This window comes from Burkholderia sp. MSMB0856 (assembly GCF_001524645.2).
GTDB classification, from domain to species: domain Bacteria; phylum Pseudomonadota; class Gammaproteobacteria; order Burkholderiales; family Burkholderiaceae; genus Burkholderia; species Burkholderia diffusa.
This window is the reverse complement of record NZ_CP013428.1, coordinates 1,269,043-1,293,471: the sequence shown is the minus strand read 5'-3', so window position 1 is coordinate 1,293,471 and position 24,429 is coordinate 1,269,043. Positions and strand designations below refer to the sequence as shown.

Below are 24,429 nucleotides of genomic sequence, written 5' to 3'. Positions count from 1 at the left end.
AGGGCGATGCCGGCTGTCACAAAAATGTCATGAGCGCGACTATAACGCGCCGGGCCGCCGCGACGAAAGCTGTTTGTCGGACGATGCGGGACGCCCGCGCGCGAACTAGACTTGAATCACGGGCGGCGCATTGCCGTGCGTCGTCCGCGCGAACGGCGCGTGGCGCGCCTTCGCGGTGTCATTCATGCGACGAAACGAGGCGACGATGACGCGAATGCATTCCGTATGCGCGTGGCTCCCGATGCCGCGTGCCGGCCCGGCGCGCGGGCACGCATAAGCGCGCAGCGGCGCGCAGCGGCGCGACCGGCCGGCCCGATGCCATGGACAGGAAATTCGACTTCGCAGGATTGTTGATCGCGGCGGGCTTCTTCGTGCTGTTCGCCGCGCAGTTGCTGATGCTGCGTCCGGCGTCGACGCTGATCGCGTACAGCGATTTCCATCGGCTCGTCGCCGCGCGGCTCGTCGACGATCTCGAGATCGGATCGACGACGATCACGGGCACGCTGACGATGCCGCAGGCCGGCGCGATGCTGCCGGCGTCCGATGTCGCGGCCGTGAAGTCGGGCGGCACGCCGCCGCGTTTCGCCACCAACCGCGTGACCGACCCGCAACTGATCGACACGCTGAGCGCCGCTGGCATCCGCTTTCACGGCGCGTCCGACACCGGCTGGATCGCGTCGCTCGCGTCGTGGCTGGTGCCGCTCGTCGCGTTCGTGTTCATCTGGAACCTGATGCTGCGCAAGCGCGGCGGGCTGCAGGATTTCACCGGAATGGGCAAGAGCCGCGCACGCGTATACGTGCAGCAGGAAACCGGCATCACGTTCGACGACATCGCGGGCATCGACGAAGCGAAGGCCGAGCTGCAGCAGCTCGTCTCGTTCCTGCGCGATCCGGATCGCTACCAGCGGCTCGGCGGCAAGATTCCGAAGGGCGTGCTGGTCGTCGGCGCGCCCGGCACCGGCAAGACGCTGCTCGCGCGCGCGGTGGCGGGCGAGGCGGCCGTGCCGTTCTTCTCGATCAGCGGCTCCGCGTTCGTCGAGATGTTCGTCGGCGTCGGCGCGGCGCGCGTGCGCGACCTGTTCGAGCAGGCGCAGCAGAAGGCGCCGTGCATCGTGTTCGTCGACGAGCTCGATGCGCTCGGCAAGGTACGCGGTGTCGGCCCGATGTCCGGCAACGACGAGCGCGAGCAGACGCTCAACCAGCTGCTCGTCGAGATGGACGGCTTCCAGGCCGGCTCCGGCGTGATCATCATGGCCGCGACCAACCGGCCGGAGATTCTCGATCCAGCACTGCTGCGCCCGGGCCGCTTCGACCGTCACATCGCGATCGACCGGCCCGACGTGAACGGCCGCCGCCAGATCCTCGGCGTGCACGTGAAGCGCGTGAAGCTCGCGGCCGACGTCGACCTCGGCGAACTCGCGTCGCGCACGCCGGGCTTCGTCGGCGCCGATCTCGCGAACGTCGTCAACGAGGCCGCGTTGCATGCGGCGGAACTCGGCAAGCCGGCGATCGGGATGGACGACTTCGACGAGGCGATCGATCGCGCGCTGACCGGCCTCGAGCGCAAGAGCCGCGTGATGAACGCGCAGGAGAAACTGACGATCGCCTATCACGAGGCCGGCCATGCGCTTGTCGCGGAAAGCCGCGCGCATTGCGATCCGGTGAAGAAGGTGTCGATCATTCCGCGCGGCGTGGCCGCGCTCGGCTATACGCAGCAGGTGCCGACCGAGGATCGCTACGTCCTGCGCCGCAGCGAGCTGCTCGACCGGATCGACGCGCTGCTCGGCGGGCGTGTCGCAGAAGAACTCGTGTTCGGCGACGTGTCGACGGGCGCGCAGAACGATCTCGAGCGCGCGACGGCGATGGCGCGCCACATGGTCATGCAATACGGGATGAGCGAGCAGATCGGGCTGGTGAGCTTCGACGACGGCGATGCGCGCACCGGCATACCCGGCGCATGGCATGCGGGCGAGGCGCGCTGCAGCGAGCACACCGCACGGATGATCGACGACGAGGTGCATACGCTGCTGACCGATGCGCATGCGCGCGTCGCGTCGACGCTCGGAGAACGTCGCGATGCGCTCGAGCGCATCGCACGACGGCTGCTCGCGTGCGAGGTGCTCGAACGCGATGCGTTGCAGGCGCTGATCGACGGGCGCGAGGTGCCTGATGCTGAGCCATCCACGACCGATCTCGGGCCGGGCTCGGGCGCCAATGCGCCGGAGCAGGCGTCGGCGATCGAGCGCGATTTCGTCGCATACGGGCCGCCGCGCGAACCCGAACGCTGAAGTGCGAGCCTGTCGCGCAGCCGGCGGATGGCCACGAGCGTGCCGCGCCGTCGCTGCGATTCAATCTCGCCGGCGAGGCGTTGTGCCGGCGTTTCGTTTCCCTTTTTTTCCAGTCACGGAGTCGCCATGAGCGAGGCGCACGTATCGGTCGATGTCGCGCAGCATGCGCGTTTCAGTTTCGAAGTCACGTTTGCGGGCACGGAGCTTTCGCCGGTGCTCACCGACGAGCCGCCGCCGCTCGGCGCCGGCCGCGGTCCGAATCCTGTCCGGCTGCTGGCCGCGGCGGTCGCGAGCTGCCTCGCGGCGAGCCTGTTGTTCGCGCTCGAGAAACAGCGCGTCGATCCGCAGCCGGTCACCGCGCATATCGACGTCGACATGGTGCAGAACGAAGCGGGCAGGGTGCGCGTGGGCGCGATGGCCGTGACGCTGTCGGTCGGCAAGGCGTGGGCCGATCTCGCGGCGGCGACGCGCATGCTCGACCGGTTCGATGCGTATTGCGTGGTGACCGAGAGCATGCGCGAAGGCATTCCGATTTCGGTCGCGGTACGGGATGTGAACGGCGCGGTGCTCGACCGCGAGACGACCGGCGTGTGAGCGTGCGTCAGGACGTGATGCGTCAGGACGCGGTCGCGGCGGCGACTTCCGCTGCTTCGGCGAGCGCGTCGAGAAAGCGCGTGCGCCACCAGTGCACGTCGGTCTTGCGCACGATCGCCATCAGCGCGTCGTGACGCTGGCGGCGCTCGTCGAGCGGCATCGTGAGCGCGCGCTGGATCGCCTGCGCGGTGCCTTGCGTGTCGTATGGATTGACGAGCAGTGCGGGCTTCAGTTGTTCGGCCGCGCCCGCGAAACGCGACAGCACGAGCACGCCCGGATCGGCCTCGTCCTGCGCGGCGAGAAACTCCTTCGCGACCAGGTTCATCCCGTCGCGCAGCGGCGTGACGAGCGCGACGCGGCTCGCGCGGTAGAGGCCCGGCAAGCGCTTGCGCGCGACCGTGCGGTGGATGTAGCGCATCGGCATCCACTCGAGTTCGCCGTAATCGCCGTTGATCGCGCCGCACAGGCTGTCCATCTCGCGCCGCAGGTCGTCGTATGCGCCGAGATCCTCGCGGCTCGGCGCGGCGATCTGGATCAGCGTCGCGCGGTCGCGGTTCTCCGGATATTGTTCGAGCAACTGACGGAATGCGTGCACGCGCTGCGGCAGCCCCTTCGTGTAGTCGAGCCGGTCGACGCCGACGAGCAGCTGGCGGCGCGAATATTCGTCGCGCATCCGCTCGAACATGTCGATGCCGTCGCGATTCTCCGCGAGCGCCGCGAATTCGTCGACGTTGATGCCGATCGGGAACGCACCGGCCGACAGCGTGCGGCCGAACGCGTGCAGGCGGCCGTCCGGCAGCCGCGCGGCGCCGGCTTCGGCCTCGACGTAGTGCTCGAAGTGAAGCAGATCCGATTCGGTCTGGAAGCCGACGAGATCGTAGGCGAACAGCGAGCGCATCAGCCACTCGTGCTCCGGAATCGCGGCCATGATCGGCGGCGGCGGCATCGGAATGTGCAGGAAGAAGCCGATCGGATTCGTGCAGCCCGTCGCACGCAGTTCGGCGGCGAGCGGAATCAGCTGGTAGTCGTGGACCCAGACGACGTCGTCGGGACGCAGCAGCGTGCTCAGCTTGCGCGCGAACAGCTGGTTCACGCGCCGGTAGCCGTCCGCGAAGCGGCGGTCGAACTGCGCGAGATCGAGGCGGTAGTGGAACACCGGCCACAGCACGTTGTTCGAGTAGCCGAGGTAGTACGCGTCGTAATCCTGCGGATCGAGATCGATCGTCGCGAGCTGGATGCCGCCGACATTCTGGATCTGCACGTCGTCGCCGTGCGCGGGGCGTTCGCCTTCGCCACGCAACCTGCCGCTCCACCCGAACCAGACGCCGCCCGATTCCTGCAGGCTGTCTTTCACGGCCACGGCAAGCCCGCCTGCCGCGGCTTTACGGGGATCTGCAATACGATTGGATACGACGACGAGTCGGCTCACCAGCTCTCCTGCGAATGGTTGGGGAAGGTTCGTGCGGCCAGGGCGCGAGGCGGACGCCGCCATCGACGCGTGGCGCGATGGGGCCGCGATACGAGCGGACGGGAATCAGGGCATGCGATTCGCCGTTCGAACGTGGAGTGCTTTTTTAAGCATACTCGTCATTCGGCTGATTTAAAAGTGCATGACCGCGATCGGCGAATTCGCACGGCGGTTCAATACATGCTGTGTCGCGTATGGGGCGGGACCGGAAATTGCGCGGCAACGTGTGCAACGGGAAGCGGCGATTCCGGAGAAAGGGATCGTATTCGGCGTCGATCGAAATTGCTTCGATTGAGCGCGATGCGCGTGGTCGACGCGCGAGAGAATGCGTGCCGTGCGACGCCTGCCGTTTCAGGTTCGAACGAGCACGACGACCGTCGCACGCAGGCGGGGCGATGCGCGGCCGGACCGCGTACCGCGCGGCCGCGCATCGTGTTTCGAGCGACGCGTGACGCGTTACGCGGCGGCAGCTTGCCAGTGCGATGCGCTGTCGGCCGCATGCGTGCGCGCGCGCGCCGACGCTGCATGTTCGCCGGCCGGCATCCGGAACGCGGACACCGTCTCCGACAGATCGCGACCCTGCGCCTCGAGCGATTTCGACGCGGCCGCGGCCTGTTCGACGAGTGCCGCGTTCTGCTGCGTCGTCTCGTCCATCTGCGTGATCGTCAGGTTCACCTGATCGATGCCGCGGCTCTGTTCGGCCGATGCGGCCGCGATTTCACCCATGATGTCGGTGACGCGCGCGACGGCTCGCGTTACGTCCGACATCGTCTTGCCGGCCTCGCCCGCGAGCGCCGAGCCGTCCTGGATCGTCTGTACCGATGCCGAGATCAGTTCCTTGATTTCCTTCGCGGCGGTGGACGAACGTTGCGCGAGACTGCGCACCTCGCTCGCGACCACCGCGAAGCCGCGGCCCTGTTCGCCCGCGCGTGCCGCCTCGACGGCCGCGTTCAGCGCGAGAATGTTGGTCTGGAATGCGATGCCTTCGATGATCCCGGTGATGTCCGCGATTTTCGACGAGCTGTTGCCGATCTCCGTCATCGTATCGACCACGCGGCCGACCACCGCGCTGCCGCGCAGCGCGACGTCCGACGCATTCGCGGCGAGCGTGCTCGCCTGCTGCGCGTTCTCCGCGTTCAGGCGCACCGTCGACGTGAATTCCTCCATCGTCGCGGCGGTTTCCTGCAGCGATGCGGCCTGTTCCTCGGTGCGCTGGCTCAGGTCGAGATTGCCCGATGCGATTTCGCCCACCGCATGCGCGATGCTGTTCGACGAATCGCGCACGCGCCCGACGATGTCGATCAGGCGCGCATTCATCGTGCGCAGCGCGTCGAGCAGGTCGCGCGTCTCGTCGTTGCCGCTCACGCTGATGCGGCTGCCGAGATCGCCGTTGGCCACCGTGCGCGCGACGTCGACCGCCGCGACGATCGGTGCGGTGATCCTGCGCGTCAGCCACAGGCCGCCGCCAGCCGCCACCACGATCGCGATTGCGCAGATGGCGAGCAGCAGGTTGCGCTCGATCGCGTAGCGATCCGCGAATGCCTGCGCGATCGCGACTTCGCGCTCGTGCGTATAGGTTGCGTACGCATCGGTTGCGCGAACCAGTTGCGCGAGCAACGGACGGCAGCGATTGTCGATATCGGCGGTTGCCTCGTCCTTCTTGCCGGCCTGCGCGAGCCCGACGATATTCAGCGCAACCGGCCCGTAGCTCGCTTCGACGCGCCCGATCTCGGCGACCAGCTCACGTGCGCGATCGGTCGTGTCCGTCGCGTTCGCCATCATGTCCTTCAGCTTCGCGAGACGGTCCTGCACGTCCTTGTGCGCCTGCTGCACTTCGGCCAGTTCGAGCTGGATGTCGGCAGGCGTGGTCACGAGCACCAGGTTGCGCGCGGCGATCGCGCGCCGGTCGACCGCCGTACGGATTTGCGCGGACAAGTTTGCGCGCGCATTGACGCCGTTCATGTACCGGGAAAACTCGTCGTTCGTATCGGACAGCGCTTTCAGCGCCATGCCCGACACGATCACGACGACCACGGCGAGCAAACCGAAGCCGCCAAGCAGTTTTGTCTTGATGGTTATTCTGGCGATTTTCACGATGTGCCCCCGTGCGAGTGGTTGGTGATGGGAATTTATTGTTCGACCGCGTGCAGGCCCGTGCCGTCATTAACGGGAATGCCGGATATTTCTTTACCCATCGAAAACCCTGATATTTATTCTTTTTTCGCTGGAATCCCCGCCGGTCGGGCGTTCCCGATCCGGAGAAAGGCTCGGGAATCACCGATGATCGTCGCGTTCATACGCGGATATAAATATCGCCTTTTGGCGAAAGTTAATAAGTTCCGGTCGGTTTCCCAAATCGTCCGATTGGCATGTTTGTCGATTTACGGGTGAATCGCATATTTACGGCCGGACGTTCGGGAACGCCCGATTCGGCCCCGTAAAACTGGTGTACGAATGCGTGCCCGTTCGATCCGGCCCGCGGCCGTCGCCGCGGGCCGTCCGGCGATCAGAACGTCGTGCGCAGGCCGGCCATCACGCTGCGGCCGCCTTGCGGCGCGAAGCCGCGCACGACCGAGGTCGCATAGCGGATCTCCTGGTTCGTCAGGTTGTCGCCGCGCAGGTACGCGAGCCAGTGCGTCGCGCCGACACGGAACTTGTACGTGAGCATCACGCCGAGCGACGTGTAACCGTCGGTCGGAAAGTCGTTGTCGGGCACGCGGTGCTGCGACCACGCGTGCGTGACCTGCGCGCGCGCGCCGAACGGGCCGTAGCCATAATCGGCCGCGAGCGTCGCGCGCAGCGGCGCGATGCGCGGCAGCGGCTGGCCGGTGTCGACGTTGCGTGCATGCGTGTAGTCGGCGGTCAGTTCCAGGTCGACCGTGTGACCGCGCCGCGAGAACGCGCGCCACTTGCCGTCGAGTTCGACGCCGTAGAATTCGGCGCGCACGCCGCGATAGACTGCTTCGTCGAGCGTATCGCCGGCGCCGGGTGCGACCGGTTCGCCGTCGTCGTTCACGATGCGGCCCGTGTTGTACTCGGTCAGGTAGTTCGAGAAGCGGTTGTAGAACACGCCGACGCTGCCGCGGTTCGGGCCGCTTGCATAGCGCAGCGACAGGTCGGTCGACACGGCCTTTTCCTTCGACGCGTTCGGGTTGCCGATCAGGAACTGGCCGGTCGCGTCGTGCGGGCCGTTCGAGTACAACTCGTAGAAGGTCGGCGCGCGTTCCGTGTACGCGACGTTCGCCGCGATCGACCACACGGGCGTCAGCGAAAACAGCGCGCCGGTCGATACGCTGCCGGCATTGAAGTCGCGCGACTGCGCGAGCGCGAATTTCTCGACGCCGGCCGGATCGGGATCGACCTTCACGTGCTCGAAGCGCCCGCCGAGGCTCAGCTTCAGCGCGGGGGCGACCTGCCATTCCTCGAGGCCGAACAGCGCGACGCTGTTCGTGCGCGTGGACGGCACGAGCAATTCGTCGCCGAGCGCCGAGAACGTGTTCTGGCCGAACTGCACGCCGATCGCGCCTTCGAACGGGCCGATCTTGCGATGCCGCGCCTCGATGCGCGCCTCGTAGCCGCGGTTGCGGAAAGTGGTGGCCGTCGCGCCGTTGTCGACTTCCTTGTGGCGATAGTCGGTGTACGCGAAGTCGAACTTCAGCTTCGTGAACGGACCGCTCAGGTTGCGCACCTCGGACGCGAGCGCGAGGCGTTCCTGGCGCATCCGCAAGCGCACGTCGTCCTCGGCGACGGAGCCGTAGTTCGACTCGTAGCCGCTGTACGACAGGCCCGCGAAGCCATCGGCCCACGTGTACGACGCGCCGAGCGCGCCGCCATGCACGCGGCCGTCGCTGTTCGGCACGTTGCCGTACGGTTGCGGCGTGTCGGGGCCGTCGATCGCCCGTTGCTGGCTGCTGCGCGCGTAGCCGGGAATGCGCAGCTTGCTCGTTTCCCGGTCGAATGCGTCGACATGGAACGCGAAGCGGCCGTTGCCGCCTTCGACCTGCGCGGCGCCCGCGCGCATCAAATTGGCCCCGCCGTAGCGCGCGTCGAGCGCGCCCGTTACGCCTTCGATCGCCTCGCGCGGAATCCGGTTGTCGATCGTGTTGACGACACCGCCGACCGCGTTGCCGCCATACAGCAGCGCGGCCGGCCCGCGCACGATCTCGACGCGTTCGATCGACAGCGGATCCTGCGGCACCGCGTGGTCGTACGACAGCGACGACGCGTCGTAGGCGGCGACGCCGTTCTGCAGCAGCCGGATCCGGTCGCCGTCCATCCCGCGAATGATCGGGCGGCCGACCATCGGGCCGTAGGTGGTGGTCGACACGCCGGGCAGGCCATCGAGCGTTTCGCCGAGCGAATCGGCCTGGCGGCGCGTCAGCGCGTCGCCGGACAGTTGCACGGTCGGCGAGATCAGCTCGGTGTCGCCGAGCGGGTTCGCGGTCACGAAGATCGGCGCGAGCGGCGTGGTGTGCGTCGGCGTTGACGAGGCGGGCGTATCGGCTTGCGCGTGCGCGACGGCGGCGAACAGCATCAGCGAAACGGGCGGGAGCGGGCGAAGCGGTAGACGAGGGAGGTCGCGCATGGTCGGTGAATCGGTTGGAATCGGATCGGGAAACGAGTCATGTGGGTCACGGCTGGATACGATATATTGTTGCGTCTGTGGCGCGAAGTGACCCGTTTGGATATGACTCGGCGTAACCCGGCCACCCGGATGGAACGGCTGCAGGTGGACGAGCTCGCGAAATGATATGTTATATCATTTCGAATTCCAAGCGGAATGACGGTGGGCCACGGGGTTTCCGACAACCTGCCGAAATGGCTGAGAAAACAGAGGCGGTACGTCAAACCGGCAGCGGGGCCGGTGACGCGAGGAACCATGTCTCGCGATGAATCCGCCGCGGGCGCGCACGATTTCTGCCCCGTTGATGCGTATCAATGCGTTGCGGTTTCGAGCCCGGATACTGGCGCGGTCATCGACCAGACAGGAGCGACGCATGACTCAAACCATGAAAGCGGCCGTGGTGCACGCGTTCGGCGAACCGTTGCGCATCGAGGAAGTGCCGATCCCGACGCCGGGCGCAGGCCAGATCCTCGTCAACATCAAGGCGTCGGGCGTCTGCCATACGGACCTGCACGCAGCCGACGGCGACTGGCCCGTGAAGCCGACGCTGCCGTTCATTCCCGGACACGAAGGCGTGGGCGTCGTCGCGGCGGTCGGCGCGGGCGTCACGCACGTGCGCGAGGGCGACCGCGTCGGCGTGCCCTGGCTCTACACGGCATGCGGTCACTGCGAGTACTGCCACACCGGCTGGGAAACCCTTTGCCACGGGCAGCAGAACACCGGCTATTCGGTCAACGGCAGCTATGCGGAATATGTGCTGGCCGATCCCGACTACGTCGGCCATCTGCCGGCGCAGGTCGCGTTCGACGAGATCGCGCCGATCCTGTGCGCGGGCGTGACGGTCTACAAGGGCATCCGCGTCACGGACACGCGTCCGGGCCAGTGGATCGCGATTTCCGGTATCGGCGGGCTCGGCCACGTGGCCGTGCAATACGCGCGCGCGATGGGCCTGCACGTCGCGGCGATCGACGTGTCTCCGGCCAAGCTCGAACTTGCGCGCCAGCTTGGCGCACAGCTGACGATCGATGCGTCGACCGACGATCCGGCGAAGGTCATCCAGAAGGAGATCGGCGGGGCGCATGGCGTGCTGGTCACGGCCGTGTCGCGCAGCGCATTCGCGCAGGCGCTCGGGATGGTGCGGCGCGGCGGCACGGTGGCGCTCAACGGCCTGCCGCCCGGCGATTTCCCGTTGCCGATCTTCTCGACCGTGCTGAACGGCATCACGGTGCGCGGCTCGATCGTCGGCACGCGTCGCGATCTGCAGGAATCGCTCGACTTCGCGGCGGACGGACTGGTGCGCGCGCATATCCATCGCGACCGGCTCGGCAACATCAACGACATATTCGCGCGGCTGCGCGACGGGAAGGTCGACGGCCGCATCGTGCTGACCGACATGCATTGACGCGCATGCGGGCACGCTGCCGCGACGCGAGGGGCGTCGCGGCAGCGCTGCGCTCATGCGCGCATCACGGCGCGAAGAACACGTCGGTGCGGTTCGTCAGGTTGCCCGCGTTGGTCTGGACGAAGAACGGGTGGAACGACGACGACGGCAGCACGTCGAGCCCCTGGTAATCGCCGATGAAGAAACCTTCCGCGTTCGGCGCGAGCTTCATGTCGAACGGGCCGCCGACGCGCCGCTCGTCAGCGAACGTGGTGCCGCCGTCATGCGAGATCTTGCGCCAGAACCCGGTCGGCAGCGTCGTTGTATTGCCGGCCTGCAGGTCGCGGAAGTCGTAGTGGGTGACCATCACCGAGCCGGCATTGTCGACGCGCACCGACGGATTGAACGCGGCACGCCCGGTCGGCGTGTTCACTTGCAGCGGCGCGCTCCAGCTCGCGCCGCCGTCCTTCGACGTCGACAGCGCGATCTCGTCGTAGTTGCCGCCGTTGAAGCGGCTGTCCTGCCAGACGACGTACAGCTGCCCCGATGCCGGATCGATCGCGGGTTCCGGAATGATGTCGCCGGTGCGTACCGGTTCGCCGGTGTTCGGATCGGTCACGCCGACCGTCTGCAGCCCGGCGATCACCTGCGGCTTCGTCCAGGTCGCGCCGTCGTCGGTCGACTTGATGAACGCGACCTTGCCGGCCGCCTTGCTGAACGGCGGCTGGATCAGGTCGAAGAAGTCGTAGAGCGTACCGGTCTTCGGGTCGACGACGATCTGGTTGCCGATCGTCTGCTGACGCGACGGCACATTGACGATGACCTTCGCTCTGCTCCACGTCTTGCCGCCGTCGACCGTCTTCGAGAAGAACGTCGGCCCGCGATATGCCTGTGTGTGCAGGTTCGCGTACGGGTTGCCGTTCGGCAGCTCGAGGCGGTCCCACACCGCGTAGGCCGTGCCGGCCTTCACCGGGTTCGCCGTCACCGATTCCTTGTCGTTGAAGAACTGCGTCGTCGGTTCGTCGTTCGCGATCAGCACGGCCGGGCTGCTCCACGTCTGTCCACCGTCGGTCGACACCGAGGCCGCGACCGCATTGCCGTTGTTCGACTGGTTGAACGAGATCGATACCGAATAGGCGGTGCCGTCGGGCCCGAACGACACCCACGGATCCGACGCGCGCTCGTACTTGAGCCCGCCCGGCGCGCAGGCGCTGAACGGTTGCGGCGTGCGCGCCCAGGTCGCGCCGCCGTCGAACGTATAGCCGGCGACGAGCCCGTGGGCACCGCCGTTCGACCAGCGATCCTGCTGCCACACGCCGATCATGTTGGTCGGGTTCGCCGGATTGACCGAGAGCCATGGTTCGACCTCGGCGTTCACGTAGTTCGTGCCGGGGCCGCCGATGGTGCAGGCGGCGAACGGGCTCGGGCCGGACACGACCACGGGGTCGGCATGCGCGGCCGCGGCGGCGGCCATCGCCATTGCCGTCGCGGCGGACAGGCGGGTGAGGCGGGTGACAAGCGAGTGGGACACCATCGTGCGTCGCATGGGACTGCTCCTCGTTCACGTGCGGCGGCGATGTCACGGCACAGCGGCACGTCGCGCGCCGGTACGCGGCGGCAAGGGATGCCGTGCCACGCGTCGGATCGTGTCGTTCAGGAAGCCGCTTCAGTCATCGCACTCCGCGTGTGCTGGATGCCGCCAGCACGTCGGTCAAGACACCTGTTCGTTTTCGTTACTTGTCGGGTGCGTCCCGGGATACGGACGCGACGGGAAGGCCAGTCCGTGCATACGACGAATGCGTCGAAGTGGATAGCAATGTAGGCGATCGATATGCGGCGCGGGAGGCAATTTTTTGTAACAGGACGTAGCCGGAAAGCGTTGCCGAAGCGGCGGATCCAGAACGCAAAATTTGCCGCCGGAAAGTTCGGAAACCGAATCGAAAGCGCGAATCGGAATCGCTATCGATTACGCTGCATCGTGCCAATGCAGCGCACCGCCGGCGCCGTTCAGCGATCGGCCGGAAAGCGGTCCTGCAACGCGTGCAACCAGCGCGCGACGACGTCGAGTTCCTCGTCGGAAAACCCGTCGCACAGCTTGCCGTTCAGCTCGCGCAGCGCCACGCGCGCACGCTTGAGCGCCGCGTGCCCTTCGTCGGTCAGGAACAAACGCGTTGCCCGTCCGTCGTCCGAATCGGCGTGCCGCGCGAGCAGGCCGGCCTTCGCCATCCGGTCGGCGAGCCCCGTCATCGCGGACGGCGCCAGTTGCAGCGCCGCGCCGACTTCGCCGATCAGCGCGCCGTCCTGCCTCGCGAGGCAGAACAGCACGCCGGCCTGCGCGGCGCTGGCGCGCGCATCGGTTTCGGCCTTGCGGTCGACCCAGCGCTGCACGCGCCGCTGGCCGATGTTCAACAGGAAAAACAGTCGTCGGTCTTCGCTCAAGCTCGGTTCCCGGCTGCAATGGAAAGGGACGGTCGACCCGCGGCGCGCGGCGCGTCGAGCGCCTGCGCGAGCCAGTCGGCGACTGCTGGCCACAGCACGGTGCCTGGCCGGCTGCGGAAGAAGCCCATGTGTCCGACCGGTCCGCTGCCCGCGGCGTTCGGATCGATCTGGCGGCGTTCGACGGCCGCCCGGGTCAGGTAGCTTACCAGCAGGTCGATCGCGGGCGGGTTTGCCCACGGATCGTCGTCGAAGCCGAGCGCGAGAATCGGCAACTGCTGCTTCGAGAAGCGCTCGGCTGCCCCGAGCGTCGGATCGTCAAAGAAGTAGCGCGGCAACGTGGTCCAGCGGCTCCACTCGCGGAACACGCCGGCGGGGAGGTCCTCACCGAGCCCGAGCCGCTTGCCGGGCACGTAGCCGAGCAGTGCGGACGCGAGCGGGCCGAGCACGCGCAGGATCAGCCGCACCTTCAGCCGTTCGGCCGCGCGGGAAATCAGCCGCGTGCTGCCCGCGTGCGCGGCGACGAGCACGGCCGCGCGCAGGTGCGCGGTGCCGGCCGACAGCCCGATCGCGTGGCCGCCGACGCTGTGCCCGACCGCCAGCAGCGGCAACCCCGCGTACGCATCGCGCGCCCACGCGATCGCGGCACCCACGTCGAGCTCAACCCAGTCGCGCATGCTGGCCTGCAGCGCGCTGAGCCGCGCGGGCCGCGACGCGCCGATGCCGCGATAGTTGTAAGTCAGCGCCGCGAAGCCGCGTTCGGTCAGGAAGCGCGCGAAGCCCGCGTACAGCCGCTCCGGCACGGCGGTGGCCGGATGGATCAACACCAGCGCGCGCGGCGGCGCGTCCGGCGACCACAGCGTGCCGCGTAGCGTATAGCCGTCGGCGGCGCAAAACTCGACAGGTTCCGACGTCATGGCCGTCCTCGTTCGGGTAGGTATTTCGTATGCGAAATATAGTCCGGGATTTATTTCGTGAACGAAATATCTATCGAGGAATCATTCGAACGACTTGCCGTGATGCCCGGTGGACGGTGTGGTTCCCGGCGTGCTGAAGGACCTGCCTTACACGATTGAGTGGAAGCATTTCCAGGCGGCCGCGCCCCTCGCCCAAAGCCTGAACGGCAACGCGATTGACGTCGGCGTCGTCGGCCGCTCCTTACTGGAAGCAGGCCACACTTTGGTGATGTCGCGATTTGTGGAACGGTCAATAACTGCCGGATTTCGCCTGTTGCATTCGCTCCAACCGCATCCGCCCGGGCGGCTCGAAGTACGTGCCGAACCGAACGAGTCCGGCCTTTTTCAGATGGCATGTCATTTCGAAACTCACGAGCACGCCGGGATCGTCGTTCTCGAGGATCTCGACGTCGATCGAACGGATGCGTGGCTCGAATTTCAGCAGCGTCGCTTCCATTTGCTCCTTGAGCATGTGCGCGGACGCAGGCAGCGCCTTGTAGATGTTCGTCAGGTCCGGCAGACCGTAGTCAGGCAGATGCTTGAGCGCGCCGGCGCGCGTGTTCAGGATGCGCCGCACGTTTTGCTGCACGCTCAAGCATTCCAGCGTTCGGTCGTCGTACGCATCGAGCGGTTCGCCACCGATCTGCCCGAGCAGCATGTCATAAAGGGATGGGCCTGCCGGCACGGTGTCGCTCCTGTTATGCGATCATCGCCGCGGGCGCCGGATGGCCGACGACAGTGTTGTTGTCGCGATCGACGAAGTCGATCGTCACGTTGCCATCGGCCGAACTCGCGAGCAAGATCCGGGCCGGCGTGTTGCCGGCAGCCATGCGCGCAAGCAACTCACGGGACACGGCGGGCAGAATGCGCTGATTGAGGAATGCATCGACATTGCGCGCGCCGGATTCGCGAGCAAGGCACAGCTCGGCCATTGCGCCGATCAGCGGGTCGTCGCACGTGAGCTCGACCTCATGCTGCCTGCGCAAGCGGTCGGCGACCTTGGCGAGCTTCAGACGTACGATCGAAGCGAGTGCGGTCACGTCGAGCGGCCGGTAAACCAGTGTCTGGAAGCGCGCGAGCAGAGCCGGCTGGAAGTGCGACACGAGTTGCGGATGAATGGCCTGGATCAGGTCGGCTTGCGATGTTTCGGCATCGTCGGCAGTCGCCTCGTCGATCTGGACGCTACCGAGGTTGGACGTCATCAGGATCACGCAATTGCGGAAATCGATCTCGCGCCCTTCGCCGTCGCGCATCATGCCGCGGTCGAACACCTGATAGAACAGGTCGAGCACGTCGCGATGCGCCTTTTCGACTTCGTCGAGCAGCACGACGCTGTACGGGCGTTGCCGCACGGCCTCGGTCAGGATCCCGCCGCGACCATAGCCGACATAGCCGGGCGGAGAGCCCTTCAACTGCGACACCGTGTGCGATTCCTGGTACTCCGACATGTTGATCGTCGTAAGCGCACCTTGCCCACCGAACAGCAGGTCGGCCAGAGCCGACGCCGTTTCGGTCTTGCCGACGCCCGATGGCCCCGTGAGCAGGAAGACGCCGAGCGGCGCATGCTCGTTCTTGAGTCCCGCTTTCGCGGTACGCAGGCTTTCGGCCAGTGCAGCCAACGCGTCGTCCTGTGCGACCACGCGCGTGGCGAGCTGAGCTTCGAGCGCGAGCAGGCTCCGCAGTTCATCCTCGACCAGATTGCCGACCGGCACGCCGGTCCACTCGGCGACCACGCGCGCGATCGCCTGGGCGTCGACGTCGGCGAAAATCAACGGCGCCTTGCCCTGCACGCTGGCGAGCGCGTGGCGTGCGTGCGCCAGCGACGCGTCGTCGCGCTTGGATGGATCGAGGTCGCGTTGTTCGTGCAGCGCCTGAACGAGCTTGCACTCCTGCTCATAGCGCGCGCGCAAATCAGCCAGCGTTGCCTTCGCGTTTGCGAGCGCTGCGTCAAGCGCGGCACGGCGTGCGTCCGCGCCGTCGATACCGGCTTGCTGATCGGCATCGAGCATGTCGACTTCCAGTTCCAGCGCGGAGACCGCGGCCCGGGCGCGCTGCAGCTCCGCCGGCGGGGATTCCAGACCCATGCGTACGCGGGCGGCGGCCGTATCGATCAGGTCAACCGCCTTGTCCGGCAACTGCCGCGCGGGAATGTAGCGGCGCGAGAGCTTGACCGCGGCGACGAGCGCCTCATCCCTGATGTGCACATTATGGTATGTCGCGTATCGGCTCTTGAGCCCTCGTAGCATCAGGCACGCTGTGTCGTCGTCGGGCTCATCGACCTTGATCATCTGGAAACGGCGCTCGAGCGCGGCGTCGCGCTCGAAGTATTCCTTATACTCGGACCACGTAGTGGCCGCGATCGTGCGCAGCTCGCCGCGCGCGAGTGCGGGCTTGAGCAGGTTCGCTGCGTCGGCGCCGCCGGCGGCATTGCCCGCGCCGATCAGCGTGTGCGCTTCGTCGATGAACAGCAGGATCGGCACGGGCGACGCCTGCACCTCGTCGATCACGTTCTTCAGGCGCTGCTCGAATTCGCCCTTCACGCCGGCGCCGGCCTGCAGCAAACCCAGGTCCAGCGTGAGGATGCGTACATTTCGAATCACGTTCGGCACGCTCCCCTCTGCGACGCGCAACGCGAGGCCTTCGACGAGCGCGGTCTTGCCGACGCCGGGCTCGCCGACGAGGATCGGATTGTTCTTGCGCCGCCGCGCGAGCACGTCGACCATCTGCTGGATCTCGCGATCGCGGCCGAACACCGGATCGATCTGGCCGTTGTGGGCCTTGTCGGTCAGGTCGATCGCGAAGCGGGCGAGTGCGTCGCCCTCGGTCGTCCGTCGGGGCGCATGGGTTTCGGTAGCCGTGGGCACGCCCGCACGCGCATCGTTGGACATCGCCGTGACCGGCTCGCCGGCATCGGCTTCGTGTTCGTCGAGCCTGCTTTCGCAGGAGCGGTGCGCGAGACGCGGCAGGAGCCGCTCAATCTGTGCGCTGCTGATCGACAGCAGCGGCCATGCATTCTGCGCGCGCAACACGTGCGGCGCGTCGACGATCGCTTGCAACAGGTTACCTGACCGGATCGACGCATCGTCCCCCTCGGGCGATGCGCGAAGCCACGCATCCTGCAGCATCGTTGCCAGTTGTGGCGAAAGCGCCGGCTTGCCGCGCAGGTTGCGGGGCAGGTGCTCGATCGCGGCGATCAGCGCATTCCAGACGGCATCGATGTCGATCCCGTAGTGTCGCAGGACCGCCGAAATGTCGCCGTCGCCTGCCTCGATCAGCTTCAGCAGCCAGTGTTCGACGGTGATTTCGTCCGAAAGCCGACCCTGGCATAGGCTCGCGGCCGCCTCGAGTGTTTTCGCGCAGTGCGGATTGAGCTGGCGGAGCAAGTGAGTGGTGTCTCGCAGAGTCATGACAGGGCGGTCGGGATTGGGGCGGCGGCAGCCGTTGGGCGCGCCACCCGCGGATATAAAAAGGCCAGCCTGAATCGGTCAGGCCGGCAAAGGAACCGCCAGGGAGCCAGTCGGTTCCGACCAATCGGTCAGGATCAGGAACGCTCGCTCCACGTATCCTTGTGGATGATGTTGCCGTCCTTGTACGACCAGGTGATCGTCTCGTAGCGCAACTCGACGTTCTCGAGGTGGTTGTGCTTCTCGTAGTCCGGGTTCTTGATGTCGTGCATCACCGGATTCACGGCGACGACCTTCACGTTGTCGAGCTTGGTGTTGAAGTACTCCTTTTCCTTGCCCGCGTCGTCGATCTTGTACCACTTGATCTCAACCGACTTCAGCGTTTGGCCGCTTGTTACCGCCTTGTACAGGTACGGCGTCGACGCGTCGGTTTCCTTGGTCAGCGTGATCGGTTTGTGAACGCGCGTCCCAGTCAGCTTGCCCGTGTTGCCATCGGTCGGGATGTGCACGCCGTGACCGAATTCGACGAGCTCGACGCTGCCTTCGCGGCCCTGAACCGTCACCGAGCCCTTGATGTCGGCGCCACCGTCGTCCTTGAGCCACATATATGCCGGAATTGCCATCTTTCACTCCATTTTTTCGTACTGCTACCAATACTCGGAGTCAGCCCCCGAGCCTCAGAATCCCGAAGTGGTTTGCTCCGGGGGTAAAACTGTTTCTATTTGCCGACGTCCGGGATCAGCGTGATCTCGACGCGTCGGTTTCGCGCGCGCCCGTCGGGCGTGTCGTTGTCCGCTATCGGTCGCGTCACGCCGTAGCCCTGGATGGCGAACTGCGTGGCCGGAATACCAGACGCGTCAATCAGCCAGTCGCGCACGGCTTGCGCGCGCGCCGTCGAAAGTTTGAGGTTGCTATCCGGATTGCCGACGTTGTCGGTGTAGCCCGCGACGAGAATCCGTTTGTCGGGATGCGCCTTGATCATGTCGAGCGCGCCGACCATCGCGCGCGTGGTGCCTGACTTCAGTCGGGACTTGCCGCTGTCGAACAGCGACATGCTGTCCAGCGTGACGACGGCGGGCGGCGGCGGGGCGGGGGGCGGTTCGTAGGAGGCGATCGCGTCGTTCAGCGCCGGCATCACGTGCATGCCCCGGTACATGCCGAACGACAGGCGCAGCGGAACACCCGTGCGCGCATACAAGTCGAGCCGGTCGCGATCGGCGATGAGGACCTTCAATGCGTCGCGCTTCGCGGCATCGTGCGCGGCCGGGGTCATCGAATACCGATCGAGATCGGTGCTGATACGCGTCAGCAACGCCTCATTATTTTTTGAGGCGCCCCAGAAGGCGACAGCGGCCGTACACGCCAGCAACGCGAGCGCATGAGCGATGGCCGCCATGCGTGGCGATATCCAATGCCGATGAGGCATCGCCTCGATCAACGGCTGCGGCAGCGGCCACGGCAGTGGCGAGGCGCTGGCATCGGCCCGCATCACCCGGGTCTGCATCTCGACGTCACGTTCCCAAGGGTTCCCCGTTCCGCTCTCGGGGCCGCAGTCGATCCAGCCGGCGCCGAACAGTGTCGAGGGCGTCGCCGGATGATGACGATCCGTCAGTGCGCCGATCACGACCCGCTGCGTCCATCCGATGATCGATGCGAGGGCCGCGGTGCGAACCGCCGTGGTCTGTTCTCCGGCCGCGTGTTGCATCTCGTTCTCGGCGGCACGGATCACCGGTTCGAAACGGCCCGCGTCCACCAGGTGGGTAGCGGAAGACACCCCGTACCACTGCGGTATCGCGGGACTGGCGGGGCCGGTCGTAAGCCGCTGGTAGATCGCAACATACCCGGGCAATCTCACGCCGAGCATGCGCGCCGCATCGGCGAACGCCTGCCGTACGGCACGCAGCTGTTGTGTCAGCATGTCCGTTCCCGTATGCAGGGCGGGCGCGACCGTCAGCACGACGCCGTCCGGCGCGCGTCCATCGCGCCACTGCCTGACCGCCACGGCCAGCCGTGGCAGATCCTGCACGCGATCGACGCGCAGCCAGATCCCGCCGTCGCCGACGTGCGCATGTCGTGCCTCTCCAGCTCGGTTGAACAGCGCCGACAAGCCGTCGCCCGTCACGAGCACCAACGGCATGCGCGTGCGAAGTTTGACGGGGATCTCCGCGGTCGCCTCACCGAGCGCCGCCAGTATGTGTGCGCTTTGCTCACGCACGCGGAATAACTGGTGGCTGCGCCAACCGATGAGCGCGACGGCAACGAGCCCGATGATCGCCGTGAGCGTCCAGACCATGCCGCGCTCGAGCGGCAGCACAAGCCAGATCAACGCAAGCGCCGACGCGGTCGCGAACACGGTCATCACTCGGAACGGGTAGCCGAGCCCCTCGTGAGGATGGTCGGGTGCCGGCGCCGATGTCGCGGACAGGACAGGCAGGTCGGATTTCACGGCCGGGCGACCTTTGCGGATACGAGTTGCGCAACCTGCATGTCGAGCCCCGTGGCCCATGCGCCCCAGACGATCGCCGCGGCTACGCAAGCGAAACCCGCGATCGCCCACGGGGACAGCCGGTAGAACCAGTCGGACAGGCGCAGGCCGGCGCGATCGGTGATGAACGGCCGGTCCGACGATGGGCGGAGCTTGTTCAATCGGGCATCCAATGAATCGATCAGCGCCGCGCGCTTTGCGTCCCCCTCGAGCGCGTCACGGGCGTAGCGGCCGACGAAACCGCACCCGAGGATGGCCGAATAACACTCGAGCAGATCGGTCTGCGGCGGTGTTTCTCGCATGCGCTCCTCGAGCCGGTCGAACACGCGCTCGCCGGCATCGTGCAGGTCGAAGCGCTCGACCTGCAACGGCTTCCCGGCCCATTCGGACCTTACGTCGAGCGACAGATGCCGCAGCGCCACCTCGTCGAGCAAGCCGCATTGCGCGATCAGCGCCTCATTGCGTACGTCGTCCGGATAACCGCGCTGCTGCAGCGCGGTCGAGAATTGGTTGATGAGCTGTCCGCAGTGTTCGCGCAATTCGTCCGCATCGCGCGTCCGGCCGCCGGGCGCAAGCGTCGTGACGAGCAGCGCCGTATTGCTCAGCAGGTCCCGGATACCGCTGCCCGGCACGCGGCCTGCGCCAGGCGCTTCCTGCGGGAGGGCCGCTTCACTACGGCCAGAAGTCAGGGCGTTCATGAGCGAAGCACCGCGTAGAGTTCGAGCGAGGCGTCGGGCACGGACGCCGGCAGGTAGATCTGACAGGCGCGCGCGGCGAGCATGCGCGCATGCGCCGGATCATTCGAATCGAGCGCGAAATACTGGTTGTCGAGCCGCACCGGAATCGCGGCCGGTACACGCTGTACGGCCTTGAGCGGAATGCCGAGGAGCGCGGAATTGACGATGTGTTCGACTTCGTCCGGCGCGCCGATCTTGCAGAGCCGCGGGAACTGCTCGACGAGCGTGAAGGCGGGTGTCGGCGCATTGACCGACAGGTACCAGTCGGCAGCGTCTTCGACGATCCGCTCGTCGAGGAACTGCCCGGTCCACGTCGTCGGGCTCTGGCGGGTGAGGCCGATCGACACGACGCGCGACGGAATGATCGCGTCGAGCAGGTCGCGAATCATCGCTTCGAGCTTCGTGAACACTTTGTCGGCACGCGCGTGGTCGTACGCCGGAATGTCCGTGAGATCAGACGAAGTCGAGAAGGTCATCAGCGCGCTGGCCAGTTGCGCGAGCGTGGCGTACAGGTGCTCCGGCGATCGGCCGGGGTGGGAGGCGAACAACCTCAGTTGCGGCCAGGCGGCATGGATGCAGTGAAGCAGCCAGAAGAGCTGCACATCGGCGACACCGTATTCGGCGACCTGATCGATGCGCTCGCTGCGGCGCACGCCGAGCGCGAGGCTCTTGGCATGCAGGATGTCCGCCAGGCGATTGATGCGCTCAAGGTGCAGTGGATGACTGCCGAGCGTCAGGCACGGCGGCACGAACCGCTGATCGATCTGGAACTGGCCATTTGTTCCTCGCGTAAGCCGTGCGATCGCGCAAACCGTGTCGTCCGCATGCGACTCGAAGTCGAACAGCAGGCGCACAGCGTGGCGCTCGGCCGCGATCTCCGTTTCTCCCGTCCCGTTCAGGTCCGTGACCTTGACGAACTCCCGGTACGAGCGGCGTGGGCGCGCGAGTGTGGCCTCGTCGAAGCGGCAGTTGTTGCCGTTCGCATTCGGCAGTGCGAGCGCGGCGAGCACGACAACGCTCTGCAGATCGGCGGGGACGCCTTGAGTCAGATCGCGCGCGGAAGGCAGTGGATCGGCGAGGGTCGTATCGATCGGCGTGCCGTCCGTAAACCGAAGCTTAAGTCGCGTGAGCTTGATGCGGCCAGTGGCCAGCGCTTCCTCGTCGACCTCGACGCCCAGTGTGCCCCACGGTTGCGCGAGCGCAGCCGTCGCGAATTGATGGAGCGCAAATTCGGCCCAGCGCGCCTGCTGCTGGAAGTGCTGCTGCGTCAGGATGAGCCCCTCGTGGAACAGCGGTTTATCGATCCGCATGAGTATGGTCTGTTTGTTCGTTATCGGTTCAAGGGCGTAAGCCTATACATGATCCTGATCGAGCAGTGCAATAGCCAAGTAGTTTGGTTTACTAATTGGAATCGTGGCGGATCGTGAGATCGTAAAAACCACAAAGGCACATTTTTTTGGATTTTTATTATTGAGATTACGAAATTGTGGTTATTTTGAGATTCTGGTGTGGCCGTTGTATGGCGGGCATATGGTGCGATATGAAATACCGAGATAATTGATCGAAGATGTGATTGCATCAGGAACTGTATGAATTGATGTTGATAAACGTTAAATCCAGAAAAATAGACATGAAATTTGACATTTTATTGAGCTTTTGTTTCGAGGCTAATACGCAACAAGCTTTGACGTGTGCCGTGTTTACCATGTATAAGTCCCGTTCGATTTCGCCGTACGAACGGAGACCACACGATGAATAATCGATCGGGACACACCGTGCATCAGGTGCTTGGCACACGTGCGCAAGGTAGCGACCACGTCGACATCGTGCCGGATGCGGTGTGCGTCTGCGCCGTGCTCGACCATTAACAACTAAGGATTGCAAATGGATAGCTTCCAGAGAGAAATTCCGAAAAGTCGCGTTTCAATTACCTTGGATCTGCATACGGGCGGCGCCCAGAAGAAGATCGAGCTGCCGCTGAAGCTGCTCGTGGCGGGCGACTTCAGCGCGGGCCGCGAGCAGGCGCCGCTGGCCGAGCGCAAGAAGGTCAACATCGACAAGAACAACTTCGATGCGGTCCTGGCGGACTATGCGCCCGATCTCAAGATCGCCGCGGAGAACACCCTGGCCGGCGATGGCTCGGAATTGCCGGTCAATCTGTCGTTCCGCTCGATGAAGGACTTCGAGCCGGAACAGGTTGCGCGCCAGATCCCGGAACTGCAGGCGATGTTGGCGATGCGCAATCTGATGCGCGATTTGAAGAGCAACCTGCTCGACAACGGCACGTTCCGCCGCGAGTTCGAGAAGATCCTGAAGGACAAGCGCCTGTCTGACAAGCTGCGCGGCGAGTTGTCGCAGATCGCGACGGCAGCGACGCAACCGGAAGGCCATGCCTGAACGCGGCCGGCCCAAGCGAGCCTTTACCGCATTCCGCAACCAGATCGCGTTACATACGCAGACAGGACAAGCAATGAAACAGAACGAATCCCGTCAGGGGGCAGCCGAGACCGTTGTGCTCGAAAACGACAGCGTCTACGCCGCGCTGTGCAACAAGATCAACCTGAAGACGGTCGCCGAGGCGCGTCCGCTCGAAGCGTTCCGCGATAACGACACGCTGTCGGAGGCATCGGCCGACGAACGCGTCGCGCGCGGCATGGACGCGCTGCTCAACCTGATCGCGAAGGAAAGCAAGCCGGTCGACCGTCTCGACAAGTCGTTACTCGATTTCCATATCGGTCAGCTCGACCGGCAGATCAGCCGCCAGCTCGACGCCGTGATGCATACGCCGGAATTCCAGGCGCTCGAGGGCCGTTGGCGCGGTCTCAAGATGCTCGTGTCACGCACGGACTTCCGCAAGAATGCGCGTATCGAAGTGCTGGACGTATCGAAGGATGCGCTGCAACGCGATTTCGAGGACACGCCGGAACTGATTCAAAGCGGCCTGTATCGCCTGACCTACATCGAGGAATACGACACGCCGGGCGGCCAGCCGATCAGCGCGATGATCAGCGACTTCGAGTTCGAGAATTCGCCTATGGACGTGGCGCTCCTGCGCAACATCTCGAAGGTGGCGGCCGCCGCGCACATGCCGTTTATCGGCTCGGTCGGCGCAGCGTTCTTCGGCAAGCAGTCGATGGAGGAAGTGGCGGCCATTCAGGACATCGGCAATTACTTCGATCGCGCCGAATACATCAAGTGGAAGAGCTTCCGCGACACCGATGACGCACGCTATGTCGGCCTGACGATGCCGCGCGTGCTGGGGCGCCTGCCGTACGGCAAGGACACGACGCCGGTACGCGCGTTCAACTACGACGAAGCCGTGAAGGGCCCGGACCACGACAAGTACCTGTGGGTCAACGCCTCCTTCGCGTTCGCCGCCAACATGGTGCGCAGCTTCGTGAACAACGGCTGGTGCGTGCAGATCCGCGGCCCGCAGGCTGGCGGCAAGGTTGAGGACCTGCCGGTCCACCTGTACGACCTCGGCACCGGCGTGCAGCCGAAGATCCCGACGGAGGTGCTGATTCCGGAGACGCGCGAGTTCGAGTTCGCGAATCTGGGCTTCATTCCGCTGTCGTTCTACAAGAACCACGACTTCGCGTGCTTCTTCTCGGCCAGTTCGACGCAAAAGCCTGCGCTGTACGAGACCAAGGAAGCGACGGCCAACAGCCGCATCAACGCACGCCTGCCGTACATCTTCCTGCTGTCGCGGATTGCCCACTATCTGAAGCTGATCCAGCGCGAGAACATCGGCACGACCAAGGATCGGCGTCTGCTCGAGCTCGAGCTGAACAACTGGATCAAGGGGCTCGTGACCGAAATGAAGGATCCGGGCGACGAGCTGCAGGCCTCGCACCCGCTGCGCGACGCGAAGGTGACCGTCGAGGACATCGAGGACAACCCGGGTTTCTTCCGCATCAAGCTCTTCATCATCCCGCACTTCCAGGTGGAGGGCATGGACATCGGGCTGTCGCTGGTGTCGCAGATGCCGAAGGCCAAGAGCTGATTTGACGTTTGTCGCATGAGCCGCCGGGGCCGTTGTGGCCCCGGCGTTGTTGT

Annotated in this window: 17 protein-coding genes and 1 pseudogene; 6 read left to right on the top strand and 12 right to left on the bottom strand. The window is 65.5% G+C overall.

Annotated elements, in window-relative coordinates:
- Window positions 1-320 precede the first annotated feature (320 nt).
- Window positions 321-2,288, top strand: a complete 1,968-nt coding sequence (gene ftsH, locus WS87_RS23280; protein WP_059819667.1) for an ATP-dependent zinc metalloprotease FtsH — start codon at window positions 321-323, stop codon at window positions 2,286-2,288.
- A gap of 126 nt (window positions 2,289-2,414) precedes the next feature.
- Window positions 2,415-2,882, top strand: a complete 468-nt coding sequence (locus WS87_RS23275; protein ID WP_059525561.1) for an OsmC family protein — start codon at window positions 2,415-2,417, stop codon at window positions 2,880-2,882.
- A gap of 22 nt (window positions 2,883-2,904) precedes the next feature.
- Here WS87_RS23275 and otsA read toward each other — a convergent pair whose 3' ends face one another.
- The 3 genes from otsA to WS87_RS23260 form a co-directional block, all read right to left on the bottom strand.
- The gene (gene otsA / locus WS87_RS23270; RefSeq protein WP_059525559.1) at window positions 2,905-4,311 is read right to left on the bottom strand and encodes an alpha,alpha-trehalose-phosphate synthase (UDP-forming); all 1,407 of its coding nucleotides are present in this window, start codon (window positions 4,309-4,311) and stop codon (window positions 2,905-2,907) included.
- A 495-nt stretch (window positions 4,312-4,806) separates the two neighbouring features.
- Complete coding sequence (locus WS87_RS23265) at window positions 4,807-6,444, bottom strand: methyl-accepting chemotaxis protein (protein ID WP_059819133.1); 1,638 nt, start codon at window positions 6,442-6,444, stop codon at window positions 4,807-4,809.
- Window positions 6,445-6,856: 412 nt separating this feature from the next.
- Window positions 6,857-8,884 carry a TonB-dependent receptor gene (locus WS87_RS23260; RefSeq protein WP_059819132.1) on the bottom strand — a complete coding sequence of 676 codons (2,028 nt, stop codon included), beginning with the start codon at window positions 8,882-8,884 and terminating at the stop codon, window positions 6,857-6,859.
- A 463-nt stretch (window positions 8,885-9,347) separates the two neighbouring features.
- On the opposite strand from WS87_RS23260, the gene adhP reads away from it, so the two are divergent.
- Window positions 9,348-10,376, top strand: coding sequence for an alcohol dehydrogenase AdhP (gene adhP, locus WS87_RS23255; RefSeq protein ID WP_059819131.1), 1,029 nt, complete (start codon window positions 9,348-9,350; stop codon window positions 10,374-10,376).
- Between the two features lie 64 nt (window positions 10,377-10,440).
- Here the strand turns inward: adhP and WS87_RS23250 are convergent, their stop codons facing one another.
- The 3 genes from WS87_RS23250 to WS87_RS23240 form a co-directional block, all read right to left on the bottom strand.
- Window positions 10,441-11,901, bottom strand: coding sequence for a sialidase family protein (locus WS87_RS23250; RefSeq protein WP_059819130.1), 1,461 nt, complete (start codon window positions 11,899-11,901; stop codon window positions 10,441-10,443).
- 461 nt (window positions 11,902-12,362) lie between these two features.
- Window positions 12,363-12,794 carry a MarR family winged helix-turn-helix transcriptional regulator gene (locus WS87_RS23245; protein ID WP_059819129.1) on the bottom strand — a complete coding sequence of 144 codons (432 nt, stop codon included), beginning with the start codon at window positions 12,792-12,794 and terminating at the stop codon, window positions 12,363-12,365.
- Window positions 12,791-13,708: an alpha/beta hydrolase family protein gene (locus WS87_RS23240; protein WP_059819128.1), complete on the bottom strand. Its 918-nt coding sequence runs from the start codon at window positions 13,706-13,708 to the stop codon at window positions 12,791-12,793. Before WS87_RS23240 ends, WS87_RS23245 begins: the two co-directional genes overlap by 4 nt.
- 127 nt (window positions 13,709-13,835) lie before the next feature.
- On the opposite strand from WS87_RS23240, the pseudogene WS87_RS34315 reads away from it, so the two are divergent.
- Window positions 13,836-13,955: pseudogene (locus WS87_RS34315) on the top strand (ABC transporter substrate-binding protein); the annotation flags it as partial.
- Between the two features lie 42 nt (window positions 13,956-13,997).
- Here the strand turns inward: WS87_RS34315 and tssE are convergent.
- The 6 genes from tssE to tssK all read right to left on the bottom strand — a co-directional run bounded on the left by tssE (window position 13,998) and on the right by tssK (window position 21,683).
- A complete protein-coding gene (gene tssE, locus WS87_RS23230) occupies window positions 13,998-14,432 on the bottom strand; it encodes a type VI secretion system baseplate subunit TssE (protein ID WP_059819127.1) in 435 nt (144 codons plus the stop codon).
- 13 nt (window positions 14,433-14,445) lie between these two features.
- Window positions 14,446-17,154 carry a type VI secretion system ATPase TssH gene (gene tssH, locus WS87_RS23225; protein ID WP_059819126.1) on the bottom strand — a complete coding sequence of 903 codons (2,709 nt, stop codon included), beginning with the start codon at window positions 17,152-17,154 and terminating at the stop codon, window positions 14,446-14,448.
- 134 nt (window positions 17,155-17,288) lie between these two features.
- Complete coding sequence (locus tag WS87_RS23220) at window positions 17,289-17,774, bottom strand: Hcp family type VI secretion system effector (protein WP_059690140.1); 486 nt, start codon at window positions 17,772-17,774, stop codon at window positions 17,289-17,291.
- A gap of 95 nt (window positions 17,775-17,869) precedes the next feature.
- On the bottom strand, window positions 17,870-19,597 hold the full coding sequence (locus tag WS87_RS23215) for an OmpA family protein (RefSeq protein ID WP_059819125.1): 1,728 nt from the start codon (window positions 19,595-19,597) through the stop codon (window positions 17,870-17,872).
- Window positions 19,594-20,334, bottom strand: a complete 741-nt coding sequence (locus WS87_RS23210; protein ID WP_059819124.1) for a DotU family type IV/VI secretion system protein — start codon at window positions 20,332-20,334, stop codon at window positions 19,594-19,596. Before WS87_RS23210 ends, WS87_RS23215 begins: the two co-directional genes overlap by 4 nt.
- Window positions 20,331-21,683, bottom strand: coding sequence for a type VI secretion system baseplate subunit TssK (gene tssK / locus WS87_RS23205; protein WP_059819123.1), 1,353 nt, complete (start codon window positions 21,681-21,683; stop codon window positions 20,331-20,333). The genes WS87_RS23210 and tssK overlap by 4 nt, the downstream gene beginning before the upstream one ends.
- A 574-nt stretch (window positions 21,684-22,257) precedes the next feature.
- Between tssK and tssB the strand changes: the two genes are divergently transcribed.
- Window positions 22,258-22,770 (top strand): type VI secretion system contractile sheath small subunit, encoded by a 513-nt coding sequence (tssB, locus tag WS87_RS23200; protein ID WP_059700463.1) that lies wholly within the window; start codon window positions 22,258-22,260, stop codon window positions 22,768-22,770.
- 73 nt (window positions 22,771-22,843) lie between these two features.
- Complete coding sequence (gene tssC / locus WS87_RS23195; RefSeq protein ID WP_059819122.1) at window positions 22,844-24,376, top strand: type VI secretion system contractile sheath large subunit; 1,533 nt, start codon at window positions 22,844-22,846, stop codon at window positions 24,374-24,376.
- Window positions 24,377-24,429: the final 53 nt, after the last annotated feature.

Excerpts from the sequence above, each read along its gene's own strand:
- ftsH (WP_059819667.1), top strand. The coding sequence starts at position 321 with ATGGACAGGAAATTCGACTTCGCAGGATTGTTGATCGCGGCGGGCTTC.
- tssC (WP_059819122.1), top strand. The coding sequence starts at position 22,844 with ATGAAACAGAACGAATCCCGTCAGGGGGCAGCCGAGACCGTTGTGCTC.
- WS87_RS23260 (WP_059819132.1), bottom strand. The coding sequence starts at position 8,884 with ATGCTGTTCGCCGCCGTCGCGCACGCGCAAGCCGATACGCCCGCCTCG.
- WS87_RS23220 (WP_059690140.1), bottom strand. The coding sequence starts at position 17,774 with ATGGCAATTCCGGCATATATGTGGCTCAAGGACGACGGTGGCGCCGAC.
- WS87_RS23250 (WP_059819130.1), bottom strand. The coding sequence starts at position 11,901 with ATGCGACGCACGATGGTGTCCCACTCGCTTGTCACCCGCCTCACCCGC.
- tssH (WP_059819126.1), bottom strand. The coding sequence starts at position 17,154 with ATGACTCTGCGAGACACCACTCACTTGCTCCGCCAGCTCAATCCGCAC.
- WS87_RS23240 (WP_059819128.1), bottom strand. The coding sequence starts at position 13,708 with ATGACGTCGGAACCTGTCGAGTTTTGCGCCGCCGACGGCTATACGCTA.
- adhP (WP_059819131.1), top strand. The coding sequence starts at position 9,348 with ATGACTCAAACCATGAAAGCGGCCGTGGTGCACGCGTTCGGCGAACCG.
- WS87_RS23210 (WP_059819124.1), bottom strand. The coding sequence starts at position 20,334 with ATGAACGCCCTGACTTCTGGCCGTAGTGAAGCGGCCCTCCCGCAGGAA.
- tssB (WP_059700463.1), top strand. The coding sequence starts at position 22,258 with ATGGATAGCTTCCAGAGAGAAATTCCGAAAAGTCGCGTTTCAATTACC.
- WS87_RS23275 (WP_059525561.1), top strand. The coding sequence starts at position 2,415 with ATGAGCGAGGCGCACGTATCGGTCGATGTCGCGCAGCATGCGCGTTTC.
- tssK (WP_059819123.1), bottom strand. The coding sequence starts at position 21,683 with ATGCGGATCGATAAACCGCTGTTCCACGAGGGGCTCATCCTGACGCAG.